Source organism: Vibrio sp. MED222, assembly GCF_000153005.1.
Taxonomy (GTDB): Bacteria; Pseudomonadota; Gammaproteobacteria; order Enterobacterales; family Vibrionaceae; genus Vibrio; species Vibrio tasmaniensis_A.
In genome coordinates, this window is record NZ_CH902606.1 from 1,041,274 (window position 1) to 1,057,586 (window position 16,313).

The window sequence follows — 16,313 nt, forward strand, 5'->3', positions numbered from 1 at the left end:
TCTGAATAAGCCGTCTATTTGCTCACAAGCTAATTGAGCCAAGGCAGAAACTGCCTTGGCTACTTTGCAACTATTAACGGTTAACCGCTTCAAGTTTCCAAATATTGTTCACGTAGTCGCGAATAGAGCGGTCTGATGTGAACTTACCAACCAATGCTGTGTTAAGAATTGCTTTCTTAGCCCAGCCTGCTTGGTCTTTGTATTGCGTACCCATGTCTTCGTGCGCTTTCACATAAGATGCGAAGTCAGCAAGACATAGGTAAGGGTCACCACCGTCTAGTAGGCTATCAAACGTTGCACGTAGAAGACCTGGTTGACCTGGAGTGAACTCATCGCCAGTCAGTAGATCTAGAGATGCTTTCAATAGTGGGTCTGCATTGTAGTAATCGTATGGGTTGTAACCCTGAGCTTTCAGTGCAACAACACCGTCAACTTCTAGGCCGAAGATGTATATGTTTTCATCACCAACTTCTTCACGAATCTCAACGTTTGCACCATCCATAGTACCGATAGTTAGAGCGCCGTTTAGAGCCATCTTCATGTTGCCCGTACCTGAAGCTTCTTTACCAGCTAATGAGATTTGCTGAGAAACGTCTGCCGCAGGGATGATGATTTCAGCCATGCTTACACGGTAGTCAGGAATGAATACCACTTTCAGCTTGTTACCGATGCGCGGATCGTTGTTGATCTTCTCTGCAATCTTGTTAACCGCGAAGATGATTTCTTTTGCTAGGTGGTAACCCGGTGCTGCTTTCGCTGCGAAGAAACATACGCGTGGCTCACACTCGAAACCAGGTTCGTTAAGAATACGGTGGTACAGAGACAGAATGTGTAGCAAATCTAGGTGCTGACGCTTGTATTCGTGCAGACGCTTAATTTGAACGTCGAAGATAGCGTTAGTATCTAGCTCGATACCCATATTCTCTTGAACCCAATCCGCAAGACGCTGTTTGTTTTCTTTCTTAACAGCCATAAATTCTTTTTGGAATTTCGCGTCTGTTGCAAACTTAGCGATGCCTTCTAGCTGCTCAAGTTTTGCTGGCCACTCAGAGCCAATCTTACCTGTGATTAGATTAGATAGACCTGGGTTACAGAACTTCAACCAACGACGTGGCGTGATGCCGTTCGTTACGTTAGTCAGTTTACCTGGGAAGATTTCGTTGAACTCTGGGAACAAGTCTTTCTTAACAAGTTGAGAGTGAAGTGCAGCTACACCATTTACTTTGTAAGAACCAATCACACATAGGTTTGCCATGCGAACCATGCGGTGGAAACCTTCTTGGATGATAGAAAGCTTCGCTTGTTTCTCACCGTCACCAGGCCACATCTTGCGAACTTCTTGCATGAAGCGGTGGTTGATTTCAAAAATGATTTCCATGTGACGTGGAAGAAGACGGTTGATCAGCGATTCAGACCAAGTCTCTAGCGCTTCTGGAAGTAGTGTGTGGTTCGTGTAAGCGAACGTATGTGCACTGATTTCCCATGCTTGATCCCAAGATAGACCTTTCTCGTCGATTAGGATGCGCATTAGCTCAGGAATCGCAATCGTTGGGTGCGTATCGTTCAGCTGAATCGTTTCTTGCTTAGGCAGATCTTCTAGAGAGAAACCTGCGGCTTCGTGGCGGCGTAGAATATCGCGAACTGACGCTGCTGAGTGGAAGTACTGCTGCATTAGACGCAGTGTCTTACCTTTTTCGTGGTTGTCGTTCGGGTAAAGTACTTTAGTGATGTTACCTGCATCGATTAGCGAGTGTTGCGCTTCGAAGTAATCACCGTTGTTAAAGCTTGCTAGTGAGAATGGTGCAATTGCCTGACATTCCCAAAGACGCAATGGGTAAACCGTGTTTGACTCGTAACCTACGATTGGTAGATCCCAAGGCATTGCTTTTACTTCCATACCTGGAACCCAAGTACGAACTTCTTTACCGTCGATGAATTCAACTTCTACATGACCGTAAAAACCAATGTGTTGTGCTAGCTCTGGACGAGCGACTTCCCATGGGTAACCTTCAACACCACGCCATGCGTCTGGTGCTTCTTGTTGACGACCATCTTGGAAAGACTGTTTGAATAGGCCGTATTCGTAGTGAAGACCGTAGCCTACTGTTGGGTACTCTTGTGCAGCACAAGAATCCATAAAACAAGCAGCAAGACGACCAAGACCACCATTACCTAGCGATGGGTCGCGTTCTTCTTCTAGAAGGTCAGTTAGGTTTTGGCCTAGCTCTTCCATTGCATGAGTAATCTGTTCGTACAGACCCATGCTGATCAGGTTGTTACCTGTTAGACGACCAATCAAAAACTCTAATGAAAGGTAGTTAACGCTCTTCGCGTTTTTGATTTTTTCATCATTTTCAGTTTCTAGCAGATCAAATGTTGTCAATTCTGCTAGCGCACGCCCCATTGCTAGGTACCATGCGCGGCTATCTGCGTTTTCAATCGTTGTTGCGTAAGTTGCAGATAAATGCTTTTTAACGCTTTCTTGGAACGACACTTTATCGAAAGTTTTTTGCTGAGTTGGTTTCATTTCAGAAATCTCGCTTTTAATAGTTCTAATTCATCTGTGACATATCGTGCATGGTCACCATTAACTAAACATCCTCCCGTTAATACGACTAACTAGGAGTAGATGAGAGGGCGTAGGGGGCGTACCGATGTAAGGTTAGTGATCTGACTCTCATGTTCTAACTTCGAACAAAAAGTTGGAGTGACTAAGATCACAAGCTCCCGTTCGATAACTTAACGTTAATTGATGTGAGTTTTATTTAACCGGAATAAACTGATTAGCAAATCTGAGTTTGAGATCACGAAATTATTTTCCATATCTCATCTTTTGCATAAATCTCAGTGTAAGACCGAACAAAGTCACATTCACAAACCACCACGCAACGTGAGCAAAGTCCCAAATTAAGGGCGTAGAAAGCCAAAAACATGCAAGACCGCAAGGTTTCTGAGGAGAATCATAGTCGGTGCCATTTTTCTTCACGTAACATAAGCACAGACTTAAGTAATTAGGCAGATGTGATTGGGCAACTCTTTTACGGTTTTAGAATCCCCAAAACATACGCCACGGAATAGGTGAAAAACTTCGACATGTGGATCCCTTCGAAACTGACTCGTCCCGGCCGCTTACATAATGCAATCCTACGACCTAGGGTTCTCGATCTGCTCCAGAACGCAGATTGCTATAAGCTTGTATTGTTCCGTTCTCCTGCGGGCTATGGCAAGACCACCATGGCTGCACAGTGGCTGTTAGATAAGCCGAATGTGGGTTGGTACAGCATCGATGATAGTGACAACGATGCCTTCCGTTTTATCAACTACCTACTCCAATCACTCAATAAAGCGACTCAAAATTCCTGTCCCAATGCCCAAAAACTGGCAGAGAAACGACAGTTTTCATCGCTGCATTCTTTATTGAGCGAAGTATTCGCCGAGATGTCGGACTATCATCATGAATGTTTTCTTGTTTTAGACGACTACCATTTAGTCAACAATGATGACATTCAAGAAGCAATGCGCTTTTTCCTCAAACACATGCCCGACAATCTCACGCTAGTTGTAACCAGTCGGGGTACACCCCCCCTAGGTACGGCAAACCTTCGCGTTCGAGACTTAATGATCGAATTAGGTAATGACTCGCTGGCTTTTGATACCGAAGAGACGACGCGCTTTTTTAATCAGCGTGTTGCCGATGGTATTGATGACACAACGGCAGACAGTATTTGTACCTATGTAGAGGGTTGGCCTTCTGCACTTCAACTTATTGCGCTGCAAGCCCAACATCAAAAACGCACGCTGGCGCAGTCTGCTGAGTCCTTCTCCCACTTTAATCAAGCCCATCTTTGGGACTACTTGGTTGAAGAGGTTTTCGACCTGTTAGACAAAGAAACTCGACAGTTCTTGATGCAGTGTTCAGTGCTTGACCACTTCAACGACGAACTGGTTTGTGCGCTAACACAACGTGAAGACGCACTGGGTATGATCGAATCATTAAATCGATTCGGTTTATTCATCTACCCGCTTGAAGGCGAAAAGAACTGGTATCGTTTCCATAACCTCTTTGCTGAATTTTTGGCACATGAGCGTCAAGCTCGAATCCCTCAACAAGAAGCAGAGTTGCACCGAAGTGCCGCGAAGGCGTGGATTAAACAAGACACCCCACACCAAGCACTACGCCATGCACAGCGCGCTGAAGACCCAGAGCTGATCATTCAAATACTGACAGACCACGGCTGGCCGATGTTCAACCAAGGCGAACTTTCCTCGTTAGAGATGGCGATCAAGCAACTGACTACGGATCAACTTTACAGCGACCCTAAACTGTCCATGTTACGAGCTTGGCTAGCACAAAGTCAGCACCGCTACGAACAAGTAGGGACATTATTGGAAGAGGCTGAAACACAATATCAAGCTCGAAATATTGAACTCGACACTCAACAGCAAGGGCAATACAACGCCCTACGCGCGCAAGTTGCGATCAACAGTAATGAACCTGAAAAAGCCTTGGAATTGGCAGAGCTTTCGCTAAGTCAGCTGAACACCACCGTTTATCGTAGCCGAATTGTCGCCACGTCTGTTGTTGGTGAAGTCAATCACGTAATGGGCAACTTGAGCCGTGCACTGCCAATGATGCAGCAAACAGAAAAACTTGCACGCCAGTACCAAGTTTACCACCAAGCGCTTTGGGCGATTCTACAACAGAGCGAGATCTTAATTGCACAGGGTTACGTTCAAGCGGCATTCGAGCTGCAAGACAGTGCGTTCAAATTGATCGAAGAACACCAGCTAAAATACGTGCCTCTGCATGAATTCTTACTGCGTGTTAGAGCTCAAATATTCTGGTGTTGGAACCGATTAGATGAAGCGGAAGAGTGCTGTTACAAAGGCTTGGATATCCTTGGTCACCATTCGCCAAGTAAGCACCTTCACAGTTATTCAATGTTGGCTCGTATTTCACTGAGTCGCGGTGAAATTGATAAAGCATCTAAGTTTATCGACCAAATTCAGCACCTTTTGCGTCAATCGACTTACCACGTGGACTGGACGGCGAACGCTTCTCTTTCTTTGATTCTTTTTTGGCAAGTAAAAGGCAATAAAGAGGCGATACGTGATTGGTTGAATGTGGCTGTTCGACCTGAATCGGCAAGCAACCACTTCTGCCAACTGCAATGGAGAAACATCGTTCGCGCTCACATCATTCTTGAGCAGTATGAAGAAGCGGAAGAAGCACTGACGTTCCTTAAGAGTGAAGCCCAGCGTTCACACCTGATTACAGACACCAACCGAAACTTGATCGTTGAAGCCGTGTTACGTACACAAATTAACGATGAAGACAGCGCACGCGTGCTACTTGAAGAAGCGCTTCATATGACTAACCAAACCGGTATGGTCGGCAACTTCTTAGTAGACGGCGGGACTATCGGACATATCTTGGATAAGTTGAGCAACAAGCCTGGCTTAGGTGACTTAGAACGCCATCGCGCTCAACAGATCATGAAAGATATCTCGACCACCCAACGCAGCCGCTCGGTTCACTTTGATGAAGACTTTGTTGAAAACTTAGTCAATCACCCAAACATTCCTGAACTTGTGCGCACAAGCCCACTCACCCAGCGTGAATGGCAAGTACTTGGTTTGATTTATTCAGGGTTCAGTAACGAGCAGATAGCTCAAGAACTCGATGTAGCAGGTACCACCATCAAGACTCACATCCGTAACCTTTACCAAAAGCTAAACATTGCTAACCGCAAAGAAGCGATCAGCACAGCGGAGAATTTACTGCAGTTGATGGGGTACTAAACGATTCGAGATTAATTCGAGAAAAGCTTAAGCTAGTTACCTATGGTGACTGGCTTTTTTTTCGTTTGGAGCATGGGGTTAATAGCAGATAGCTGATCATAAAGAGCCAAACGACAGACAAAAAAATAGCCAACCGCAATAATCGCGATTGGCTCTATATATTTGTGAACAAATCATAAGTTCACTAACAACGTCAGTTGGCTAGGTGACCCTCGGCTTAAGAAGGGTCAATGTATATAATGCAGTTAGCGTGCCAACTTTAATTCAGCCGTTTTATAAGCCCTACATCGCATAAAAACCTCTAATTCATGATGCGAATTGCAAAGTGCATTTGCATAATGCAACCAAGATGCAATATCGATAGAAAACAGGTTTCACTGCCGCCGATAATAATAAGACACCAAGCAGTTGTATTTTAAATGTAAGGCAGATGTTCACATCAACGTATTGCCTTACAATTAAAGAGGTAATAAAAGCACCTCGCCAAAGGCATATTCATACTTTTTTGACACTAAAGTTTGTATACTGCACAAAATCACCCTCAACTCTATGAAGCAATGAACTACTTAAGTACTTTTTTCAAAGGCATGGCAATGGGCGCAGCCGACGTTGTCCCTGGCGTGTCGGGCGGAACCATCGCATTCATCACTGGTATCTACGATACGCTACTAGAAAGCATTCGAAGAATTAACCCTAGCGTACTTGGACTATGGAAGCGTGAAGGTTTCAAAGCCGCGTTTAGCCACATCAATGGTTTTTTCCTAATTTCTCTGTTCGCTGGCGTATTCACGAGCATTGCGACATTTGCAAAACTGATTTCTTGGTTATTAGTCACCCACCCGGTTCCACTATGGTCTTTCTTCTTTGGCCTTATCTTGGTGTCGGTTTTCCATATTCTTAAACAAGTAGAAAAGCGCGATATGATTCGATTCGTATTTTTGCTGCTTGGTGTCGCCTTCGCTTACAGCATTACCGTGCTTAAGCCGCTGCAAATGGAACCTACCAGTATCAATATTCTCATTGCAGGTGCGATTGCGATCTGTGCGATGATTTTGCCAGGTATCTCAGGGAGCTTCATTCTGCTATTAATTGGAATGTACGGCCCGGTACTTGGTGCCGTTAAAGAATTTCAGGTTGATGTACTTGCCCTATTCCTTGGTGGCTGTGTGGTTGGCCTGCTGACTTTCTCTCACGTACTTTCTTGGTTATTGCGCTCATTCCGCGACTTCACATTAGTATTCTTGACTGGTTTGATGATCGGTACACTGCCGAAGATTTGGCCGTGGAAAGAAACGATCAGCTGGCGTACAAACTCTAAAGGCGAGCAAGTTCCTCTGATTCAAGAAAACTTGTCACCGTTTGATTTTGAAGCCATCACTTCTCAACCTTCACAGCTAGTAATGGCAATTGTGATGATGCTTGTAGCGATTGCTCTGGTCCTTGGGTTAGAGAAATTTGCAGAGCGCAACGCTGACTAATCATTCAGCCAACTTCTGGAAAGCGTTTAGAACGGATAATGCTTAGAAAGACTAAGCTCACGCCCCTATGACACAGACAAAAGCGAAGCCAATGGCTTCGCTTTTTTAGTTCTACCATACGCACAAAATTACTTTTTGATACAAGCACATATTGAGGGATATGATAACATCGCCGCTCTTATAAAATTAGATGAGAACACGACATGCACTCTGCATTAAAGGTTGCTGCTCTTGGGATCGCTCTCGTGGCAGGCTTTTATGGGCCGCAAGCAATTCAGCAATTTGAATCAGCGATGGAGCGAGCCTCTGCTGAGGTTAACTTAGATGATTACTGCATGCTTTCCACCACATCGTGTGAGCAAAATACAGTTACGATGACACTTGATCGCGAGACAGCTCAACCTCTGGCTCCCACCAAAATCAAAGTAGTGTGGGAAGGCGCAGCCTCTGACACATTAATGCTGTCGCTTACAGGTTTAGAGATGGAAATGGGCTCGGCACGTTTTCAATTAAAAAACATTGGCAATAATACCTATGAAGGTGATGTAATTTTACCTGTATGTACTTTAGACAAGATGACATGGATCGGTGAGCTCACTGATGGTGTCGATACTGTAAATCCGGCAATAAGGATGGCAAGATGAGTAGAAATTGGTCGTTAGCATTGGTTGTCGCTTTTGTCCTTGGCTTTGGCGTTAAAAGTTATCTTGATGGGCAAAACGAAGCTCAAAAACAACACGCGGCAAAACAACAATTCTCCGCGACAACCCTTTTCGGCAAAGATAACCAGCCAACGGAAATCTTTGACCAAACCGATGACAGAGTTCGTATCGTTTACTTTGGTTTCACACGTTGCCCAGATGTGTGCCCTACTTCTCTAGCAATGTTAGCCGGAGCACTTAACCAGATTTCTGATGAAGCAAAAGCCAAGATTCGCCCGATGTTTGTTTCTCTCGATCCAGAACGTGATGCCGCTGAAGCCTCATACGAATACGCACAATACTTCCACCCAATGATGGAAGGATTAAGTGGCCCGTTAGATGTGACAACAACGCTTGCACACAACTACGGTGTTATTTTTAGAAAGACCGAGCTTGAAGGTTCAGAGTTGGAATACACCCTAGACCACAGCTCATATTTCTATTTTTTAAAACCCGATGGCACGCTGATTACCAAAGTGCCGCATACGTTAACGCCAGCGCCAATTGTTGAAGCTATTAACACATTAACGCGCTAACGTACCAAGTCATCAGCGACGAGAAACAACGTGTACAAAAATAAAGAACTTAACGAATAAAGTTCGAACAAAAAGTCAGGTCCCAGACCAAAACAAAAAATTAAGGACAACAACATGAAGTTAAAAGCACTTGCTCTAGCAGGCTTATTGCTCACTCCTCTTGCTCAAGCGAATAACGACATTATGGTTCATGACGCGTACGCGCGCGCAACCCCGCCTTCAGCAGTGAACAGCGCGGTATTCACGACTCTGATGAACCATAGCGATAAAGATCGCGCTATTGTTTCAGCAACAACACCAGCAGCAGGAAAGGTTGAACTTCATGATGTTATCGTTGATGGCGACGTAATGAAGATGCGTCAAGTTCAAGCGATCACCATCCCTGCAAATGGTAAAGCGGTACTTAAACCAGGTAGCTTACACATCATGTTGTTTGACTTAAAAAGTAGCCTAAAAGAAGGTGAACAAATCAAAATGACACTGACCTTCGCAAACGGTGAAACACAGACCTTTGATGCGCCAGTGAAGAAAGTGATGAGCGGCATGAAAAAGATGAATCACGATCATCATTAATCAAATTCACAATCGATGAAATAATTTAAGCCACCATGACTTCTCGCCATCGTGGCTTTTTGCTAAACTGAGCTCGCTTTTTATTCAAAGCCCGACCACATTTATAACCAAGGAGAATAGAAGATGATTGTAATGAAGACACTAAGACTGGCAGTAAAAGTAGCGCGTTAATTTGTTTGGTTAATCCAACTTAAATACCGATCCACCAACACATCGTCACCCGTGACGACCGCACACTTTTACCCGGTTTACTGTTGATCGTAAGTGATCAATATCTGCATGCCTGTAGCGCATGGCTCAATCCGGGGTCCTATCTATTTGAATTCGACCCAAACTAAAAACATTTTTGACGCTCGACGCTTTTAATCTCAGCAACTCTTTTTGGTCTCATTAACTCTTTTGATCTCATCAACAATAAGAGAGCTCACAAGAAGTTAATGCTCTCACAAGAAAAGAAAGCTCGCACGTCTGGGTAAATAGACATGAATTCACAAAACGCATTTTCTCATCCAATGTCACTTCAACAACTTGGATGGCAACCTGTATTCCAACAACAACTGACACTCGAAGACTATGACCAATCCGTCATTGCTCGTATTACCGCGCACCATCGCAGCGGCTATACACTAGCGTCAGAACAAGGCGAAATCGTTCTCCCTATCCATCAAAACCAACCCGCAATGACGGTTGGCGACTGGGTAATCTTGAACTCTGAACTGCAATTCGGCCGTTTATTAGACCGTCAATCACTCTTCAGCCGTAAAGCTGCAGGTAGCCGTGTCGCCGAACAATATATCTCAGCTAATATCGACACGGTTTTTATCGTGGTTTCGTTAAATAACGACTTTAATCTAAGCCGTATTGAACGCTACCTAGCGCTCGCCAATGAAGCACAGGTTGAAGCCGTTATCGTACTCACCAAGAAAGACTTGTGTGATGACTACGAAGACAAAGTACAACAAGTGCAAAGCTTAGATTCTATGCTGATGATCGAAGCGGTGAATAGCCTAGACCAAGACTCAACTCAAGTTTTGTCGCCTTGGTGTAAAACGGGCAAGACTGTGGCTTTAATGGGTTCATCCGGTGTGGGTAAATCCACCTTAGTCAACTCATTACTTGGTGAGGCTGAACAAGCCACAGGTGGCATTCGTGAAGACGATAGCAAAGGCCGACACACAACCACATCACGATCGCTCCACTTGCTAACATCGGGCGGCTTACTGCTCGATACTCCAGGAATGCGAGAGCTACAACTTGCTGACTGCGCTGAAGGCGTGAGTGAAACCTTTTCTGATGTGGAAGAGTTAGCCATGCATTGCCGATTCTCTGATTGTCATCATGAATCAGAACCGGGTTGCAAGATACGCAAGGCGATTGAAAGTGGAGAATTGTCTGAGCGACGATTTGCTAACTATCGAAAGTTATTGCGAGAACAAGCCCGAAATGGCGCCTCGTTAGCGGAACAACGCGCCAGCAATAAGCAGCTTTCCAAGATGTACAAAACCGTACAATCAGAAGGCCGCAATCTTAAAAAAGCGTCTGACTAAGGTTTAAGGTTAACGGCTATAAGCTGTATTTAAGATAACCTAACTTAAGATAACTTTAATTTAAGACAATGAGCCCCATCGTGTTAATCACGTGGGGCTTTTGTTTCAATTTGATAATGGTGTGGTTATTTATGCACACAATGTTCTTTCCTATAGCCGTTTACATTTCTACATTTGCAGTGTTTTGAATCTATCAAATGAGAATCAGCAGATTTATAGCTCAATCAAAATACATTTATTTAACATTTAGCTCTAAAAACACCACATAGCGCAAACAATAACCCTAAAAGTAAACTATCCCTAGACACCCTCTTAGATCCCGCTAATATGACCGCCAATTCCGCTAGTGTATAGTTGGATTTGGTACAACTTCATAAAAAGATACATCACTATAATAAATTAACAATTGCAGGTATTTTATGCAAAATCACAACATGCTCGCCCGCATCGCTCGTGGAAATCTCGTTCTACAGATCCTTGCTGGTATTGTTTTCGGTGTCGTTCTCGCCATGGTTTCTCCTTCAGCAGCTCAAGATGCAGGCCTATTAGGTAGCCTGTTTGTTGGTGCTCTGAAAGCTGTTGCCCCAATTTTAGTATTCATTCTTGTTGCAGCTTCTATCGCAAACCAAAAGAAAGGTCAGCATACCCATATGCGTCCAATCATTGTGCTTTACCTGATTGGTACGTTCTCTGCTGCACTGACTGCTGTAGTACTGAGCTTCATGTTCCCAACCACTTTGACACTGGTTGCTGGCGCTGAAGGTGCTAACCCTCCTCAAGGTATTGCAGAAGTTCTTCATACGCTTCTATTCAAGCTTGTAGACAACCCAGTTAGCGCACTAATGAACGCGAACTACATCGGTATTCTTGCTTGGGCAATCGGTCTTGGTCTTGCTCTGCACCACGCATCTGCAACAACCAAAGCGGTTTTCGAAGACCTAAGCCACAGTGTTTCACACATTGTTCGCTTCATTATTCGTCTTGCGCCATTCGGTATCTTCGGTCTTGTTTCTGCTACATTCGCAACAACAGGCTTCGATGCACTGGCAAGCTACGGTCAACTTCTAGCAGTACTACTAAGCTCAATGCTGATCATCGCACTTGTAGTTAACCCACTGCTTGTATTTATTAAAACAAAACAAAACCCATACCCACTCGTACTGCAATGTATTCGTGAATCTGGTGTAACGGCATTCTTCACTCGTTCAAGCGCTGCAAACATCCCAGTGAACATGAACCTTTGTAAGAAGCTAAAACTAGACGAAGATACTTACTCTGTATCGATTCCTCTAGGCGCAACGATCAACATGGCAGGCGCTGCAATCACCATCACTGTGTTAACGCTTGCTGCTGTACACACTATGGGTATTGAGATTGATATCTTCACTGCGATTCTACTAAGCCTTGTTGCTGCTGTATCAGCATGTGGCGCATCGGGTGTTGCTGGCGGTTCGCTACTACTTATCCCTCTAGCGTGTGGCCTATTCGGTATTTCGAACGATGTAGCAATGCAGGTTGTAGCGGTTGGTTTCATTATCGGTGTGATTCAAGATTCAGCTGAAACAGCGCTTAACAGCTCAACAGACGTAGTGTTCACTGCTGCTGTATGTAAAGCCGAGCAAAACAAAGAGCAATAAGCCTTTAGCTGCTCTGAACCTAAACAGTTCTGAGCTCTAAGCCTAAGCTCTAAGCTCTAAGCTCTAAGCTCTAAGCTCTAAGCTCTAAAAAGCAAATCGTACATAAACAAAAAGGGAAGCAGATGCTTCCCTTTTTTTTTGTTTGAGTGCTTTACCCGCCGCAGTCAATAATACCTACCGTATGACTTAACGGCTTAATACAGTCAGTTATAACATCTACACTCATATAACATCGTTGGATTTTTTAAATTGTAGAACTACTCGTTTCAGTCATGTTCAGAATACAGGTAATAACTCATAAACACGGTTTATTAATTGCTCTTCCAGTTAGACTCGACTGCCGGTTGGCTAAAGTCCAAAGAACCGCTATTAGAGTTAGCTTGCTTATCTTGTGATGCTCGATTCGCGCTTGCCTTGTCACCATCATGGTTTTCAGCCGCCTGTTGGTGATTGTTGCCATTTAAACCTTGAGCACTTGAAGCTTGAGCATTTGAGGCTTCAGTATCCAAATCCGCCTTATCGACACCTAACTCATCACCCTCTTCGTCAGAGGCTTCTTTCACTTTCTTATGTACTGGGATATCGCGTTTGTAGAGCTTGTTGAGCGCTTTAACGATAGAGTGCTTGGTGATTGCTTCTTGCGTCAACTTGGTCATTATTGGCTTAGTCAGAGCCTGTAACCCCACAACGGCATCAACACCAAGATCCCCACCAACTTTATCTCTCAAATACCTCGCATCCGCATAGCCAAAATGAGCCGATAAGAATAACCAGATATACGCGATAGCATTGCCGTGCTCACCATGGTCAATCCACGCCTCACCGGCTTTAAACATCGCTTCTGCACAGTTTTTTTCAGCTGCCGTTTCAAACCAGTAAACCGCTTCACGATGATTAGCGACAACACCAACACCGTTCAAATAGCTCATACCCAATTTGATTTTTCCGTCTAGGCTATTCTTTTCAGCCGCTTTTCTGTACCACATGAAAGAGCTTTCTGGAGAATAATCTGGGTTCTCTCTATCTAAGCACCAATCCCCCATAAAAAGCATCGCTTCAGTGTTACCACTAGCTGCAGACTCTTCAATATAGGCGCTGCCTTTCGGAAGGTTTTTCTCAACTCCGCGACCAAACACGAGTGCTTTACCCACCTCGAATTTTGCAAGCGGATCATTATCCAGTGCTGATATCGCTAACTGCCAAAAATTGGCCTTTTCTCTTAAAATTAGGTCTTCTTTGCACTTCATACTCAGACGCACAATGCCGTACATGCCGTTGACATTGTCTAAATGGGCAGCTTTGTCGTACCAATATAGAGCTTCCTTAAGATTGACTCGTTCGGCTTCTTTCGCCAAATACAGAATCGACGGTACATGCCCAGTTTCAGCCTTAAATTGACGATCTTTTTGCTCTTGGATACGTGCTTTTTCAATCGCTTTTCGGTAAGCGACGGCGCGAGCTTTACGTTCTTGTTCCAAGCGCTTTTTTCTTAGCGACAAAGAGACCAACCAAACAGCAATAAGTATTAACGAAAGAGCGGTCGCACCAATTGCGATTCCCATTGTACTCATAAAATATTTTATCCTAACTCGGCTAATAGCACCCTACACAGGAAAGCAATCAACCTATAGCGAGCAGTATGTTTGAATGACAGGGAAAAGCGCAGTTATTAAAACGTTCCGCCCTAAAATGAATTTTGTTCAGTATCTCAGGAATACATAATGATAAAAAGCCTACGAGTATCTATCCGTCAGCACTCCATTAATGCTGTGATCCCGCTCGCTTTTTATCTATAAGTCTTGGGGCGTTACTTATTCTATCTTATCTATCTTATCTATCTTATCTATCTTATCTATCAGCTTATGGTCTAGCGACATAATTAACCTTGCTGCATCTTTTCCCAAATGGTCGGAGAGCCAATATAGTCTTGAACCGTAGTAATGAACTCTTTGACCAATTTGGTCTGCTTACGATGCGGATACACAGCATAAATAGCCGTATCAACCGTCGAGATTGCATAATCAGGAAGTAACGTAACCAAGCCCAGTTCTTTCATTGAGGCATACAAGTTTGATTGGTCAAGGAAGCCATAACCTAAGCCATCTTTCACGCAAGACACCATGGTGCGAACATCACTCACCTTATAGTTACCGCGAATCGTTAGGCTTTGGAAAGTGTTGCCATGCGGCTCTTCACTGATCCGCAGGTGATCAACCGTCATATCGCCATTGGTATAAATCACCGCAGGTAAATAGAGCAAATCTTGTGGCGTCTTTGGCTCACCGTGCTCTTTCACAAAGTCGTTCGATGCAACCAGCATGAAGTTACTGTCGGCAATCTTCTTGGCAATCAAATTGGATTCAACAAGCTTACTGAAGCGAAACGCGATATCAAACTGCCCTGCAATAATATTCGCGATCTTGTCGTCTAGTGACAGCACAATCTGAACATCCGGATACTTTCTCATGAACTGAGTAATAATAGGTTGTAAGTATTGCTGACCAAAATAGATCGGCGACGTAATTCGTAACACACCTTTGGGTTCAGATTGGTACGAGTCGGCAATGCCTTGAATCTGATTAATAGTATCTTTCAGTACATAGGTTTGCGCGAGAATATCTTCCCCTGCCGACGTCAACGAGAACGAACGCGTAGAACGGTTGAGTAACTGAACACCTAAATCTTGCTCCAGCTTTTTGATCTGTTTAGAGAGCGATGAGTTGTCCATATCGTGTAAGGTTGCCGCTTTGGTAAACGACCCTTGTTGAACCACATCTAAGAACAATAACAACTGATTAGTATTTGGCACTGCGCCTCTCCTGAAATAAAACTCGACTAACGTTCATCTTTGGGGGTGTCCATCACAACCATAGTCGTAATCGATTGCACCTGAGCACATTCCCCAAGCACATCGGCATGAAACTTCTTATAGCCCGGTAGATCTTTGGTTTCTACCCTTAGCAAGTACTCGTTGGCACCAGTAATGTTGTGGCACTCCACCACCTCTTTTTCCATACTGACGTGCTGTTCAAATTCTAGCTGAGCCGCTTTGCTGTGGCTCGACAAGCCAATCGAAACATAAGCTATAAAGCCAACGCCCATCAGGCCATTATCCAGAACCGCACGGTAACCTTGAATGATCCCTTTACGCTCGAGGTCCTGTACTCGCCTTAAGGTCGCTGAAGCCGACAATCCTATACGTTCTGAAAGCTCAATGTTGGAGATTCTGCCGTCCAATTTAAGCTCTTGCAATATCCTTTCGTCAAATCTATCCATAAGTACTTATTATTGTGCATTAAGTGATAATTGAGGAAATAAAAGCACATAATTGCCTCACTTTCCACCTACTATGCTTCTGAACACGTGAAAGTCATGACCGGTCAGTCACTTCGTTCATTTTACTGCTGGAGAATCACAATGCCTTTAGAACAACTTAGCGCACTTGCCTTGTTTGCGTTTGTCTCGACCTTCACACCAGGTCCAAATAACATCATGCTCATGACATCAGGAGCCAATGTTGGCTTTGCTCGTACCATTCCGCACATGCTTGGCATTGCTCTGGGGTTTGCAGCCATGTTGCTATTGGTTGGCTTCGGCTTAATGGGGATTTTTAACGCCTATCCGGTCTCTCACCAAATCTTGAAATACCTGAGTCTTGCTTACCTTGTGTACCTTGCGATTAAGATAGCATTGAGTGGCAAAGCCAAAAGTACTAAGGCTTTTAAACCCATGACCTTCATTGGCGCAGCCAGTTTTCAGTGGGTGAACCCGAAAGGTTGGTCAATGGCGCTGACGGCTATTTCAGTGTATAGCAGTGGCAGTTCATGGTGGGAGCTCGCGATCATCGCCAGTATCTTCACACTAGCCAACTTGCCTTCTGTGACATTCTGGACAGCGGCAGGCAAACAACTGCAACACTGGTTAACAACACCAGTACGCATCAAGAGCTTCAACTACGGTATGGCAGGCTTACTTCTAGCCTCAACGATTCCGATGATCTAATCGACTTACTTTATCTATTGATGGTTAGTACACCGGT

At 44.3% G+C, this 16,313-nt stretch carries 12 protein-coding genes; 8 read left to right on the top strand and 4 right to left on the bottom strand.

All coding sequences use genetic code 11. The annotated features are described in order from the left end of the window. Window positions 1-73 precede the first annotated feature (73 nt). Window positions 74-2,527 (bottom strand): glycogen/starch/alpha-glucan phosphorylase, encoded by a 2,454-nt coding sequence (locus MED222_RS17050; protein WP_009845842.1) that lies wholly within the window; start codon window positions 2,525-2,527, stop codon window positions 74-76. Window positions 2,528-3,093: 566 nt separating this feature from the next. Between MED222_RS17050 and malT the strand changes: the two genes are divergently transcribed. The 7 genes from malT to sstT all read left to right on the top strand — a co-directional run bounded on the left by malT (window position 3,094) and on the right by sstT (window position 12,274). Beyond that, window positions 3,094-5,802 carry an HTH-type transcriptional regulator MalT gene (malT, locus tag MED222_RS17045; protein WP_009845843.1) on the top strand — a complete coding sequence of 903 codons (2,709 nt, stop codon included), beginning with the start codon at window positions 3,094-3,096 and terminating at the stop codon, window positions 5,800-5,802. A 557-nt stretch (window positions 5,803-6,359) separates the two neighbouring features. Beyond that, window positions 6,360-7,280: a DUF368 domain-containing protein gene (locus MED222_RS17040; protein WP_032555152.1), complete on the top strand. Its 921-nt coding sequence runs from the start codon at window positions 6,360-6,362 to the stop codon at window positions 7,278-7,280. 203 nt (window positions 7,281-7,483) lie between these two features. Further along, window positions 7,484-7,924: a hypothetical protein gene (locus tag MED222_RS17035; RefSeq protein WP_009845845.1), complete on the top strand. Its 441-nt coding sequence runs from the start codon at window positions 7,484-7,486 to the stop codon at window positions 7,922-7,924. Next, the gene (locus MED222_RS17030) at window positions 7,921-8,517 is read left to right on the top strand and encodes an SCO family protein (protein WP_009845846.1); all 597 of its coding nucleotides are present in this window, start codon (window positions 7,921-7,923) and stop codon (window positions 8,515-8,517) included. Before MED222_RS17035 ends, MED222_RS17030 begins: the two co-directional genes overlap by 4 nt. A gap of 114 nt (window positions 8,518-8,631) precedes the next feature. After that, window positions 8,632-9,090 (top strand): copper chaperone PCu(A)C, encoded by a 459-nt coding sequence (locus MED222_RS17025; protein ID WP_009845847.1) that lies wholly within the window; start codon window positions 8,632-8,634, stop codon window positions 9,088-9,090. 482 nt (window positions 9,091-9,572) lie between these two features. Further along, the gene (gene rsgA / locus MED222_RS17020; RefSeq protein ID WP_009845848.1) at window positions 9,573-10,637 is read left to right on the top strand and encodes a ribosome small subunit-dependent GTPase A; all 1,065 of its coding nucleotides are present in this window, start codon (window positions 9,573-9,575) and stop codon (window positions 10,635-10,637) included. Window positions 10,638-11,056: 419 nt separating this feature from the next. Further along, on the top strand, window positions 11,057-12,274 hold the full coding sequence (sstT, locus tag MED222_RS17015) for a serine/threonine transporter SstT (protein WP_009845849.1): 1,218 nt from the start codon (window positions 11,057-11,059) through the stop codon (window positions 12,272-12,274). Window positions 12,275-12,585: 311 nt separating this feature from the next. On the opposite strand, the gene MED222_RS17010 is transcribed toward sstT, so the two are convergent. From MED222_RS17010 to MED222_RS17000, 3 genes are all read right to left on the bottom strand, one after another. Then, window positions 12,586-13,836, bottom strand: coding sequence for a tetratricopeptide repeat protein (locus MED222_RS17010; RefSeq protein WP_032555088.1), 1,251 nt, complete (start codon window positions 13,834-13,836; stop codon window positions 12,586-12,588). Between the two features lie 317 nt (window positions 13,837-14,153). Continuing rightward, complete coding sequence (locus tag MED222_RS17005) at window positions 14,154-15,083, bottom strand: LysR family transcriptional regulator (RefSeq protein WP_009845851.1); 930 nt, start codon at window positions 15,081-15,083, stop codon at window positions 14,154-14,156. Between the two features lie 26 nt (window positions 15,084-15,109). Next, a complete protein-coding gene (locus MED222_RS17000; protein WP_009845852.1) occupies window positions 15,110-15,550 on the bottom strand; it encodes an Lrp/AsnC family transcriptional regulator in 441 nt (146 codons plus the stop codon). Between the two features lie 141 nt (window positions 15,551-15,691). On the opposite strand from MED222_RS17000, the gene MED222_RS16995 reads away from it, so the two are divergent. Next, complete coding sequence (locus MED222_RS16995; RefSeq protein ID WP_009845853.1) at window positions 15,692-16,276, top strand: LysE family translocator; 585 nt, start codon at window positions 15,692-15,694, stop codon at window positions 16,274-16,276. The last annotated feature ends 37 nt before the right edge of the window (window positions 16,277-16,313 follow it).

Coding starts and splice junctions, on each gene's coding strand:
- MED222_RS17010 (WP_032555088.1), bottom strand. CDS start 13,836: ATGGGAATCGCAATTGGTGCGACCGCTCTTTCGTTAATACTTATTGCT.
- MED222_RS17040 (WP_032555152.1), top strand. CDS start 6,360: ATGAACTACTTAAGTACTTTTTTCAAAGGCATGGCAATGGGCGCAGCC.
- MED222_RS16995 (WP_009845853.1), top strand. CDS start 15,692: ATGCCTTTAGAACAACTTAGCGCACTTGCCTTGTTTGCGTTTGTCTCG.
- MED222_RS17030 (WP_009845846.1), top strand. CDS start 7,921: ATGAGTAGAAATTGGTCGTTAGCATTGGTTGTCGCTTTTGTCCTTGGC.
- MED222_RS17025 (WP_009845847.1), top strand. CDS start 8,632: ATGAAGTTAAAAGCACTTGCTCTAGCAGGCTTATTGCTCACTCCTCTT.
- sstT (WP_009845849.1), top strand. CDS start 11,057: ATGCAAAATCACAACATGCTCGCCCGCATCGCTCGTGGAAATCTCGTT.
- rsgA (WP_009845848.1), top strand. CDS start 9,573: ATGAATTCACAAAACGCATTTTCTCATCCAATGTCACTTCAACAACTT.
- MED222_RS17035 (WP_009845845.1), top strand. CDS start 7,484: ATGCACTCTGCATTAAAGGTTGCTGCTCTTGGGATCGCTCTCGTGGCA.
- malT (WP_009845843.1), top strand. CDS start 3,094: ATGTGGATCCCTTCGAAACTGACTCGTCCCGGCCGCTTACATAATGCA.
- MED222_RS17050 (WP_009845842.1), bottom strand. CDS start 2,527: ATGAAACCAACTCAGCAAAAAACTTTCGATAAAGTGTCGTTCCAAGAA.
- MED222_RS17000 (WP_009845852.1), bottom strand. CDS start 15,550: ATGGATAGATTTGACGAAAGGATATTGCAAGAGCTTAAATTGGACGGC.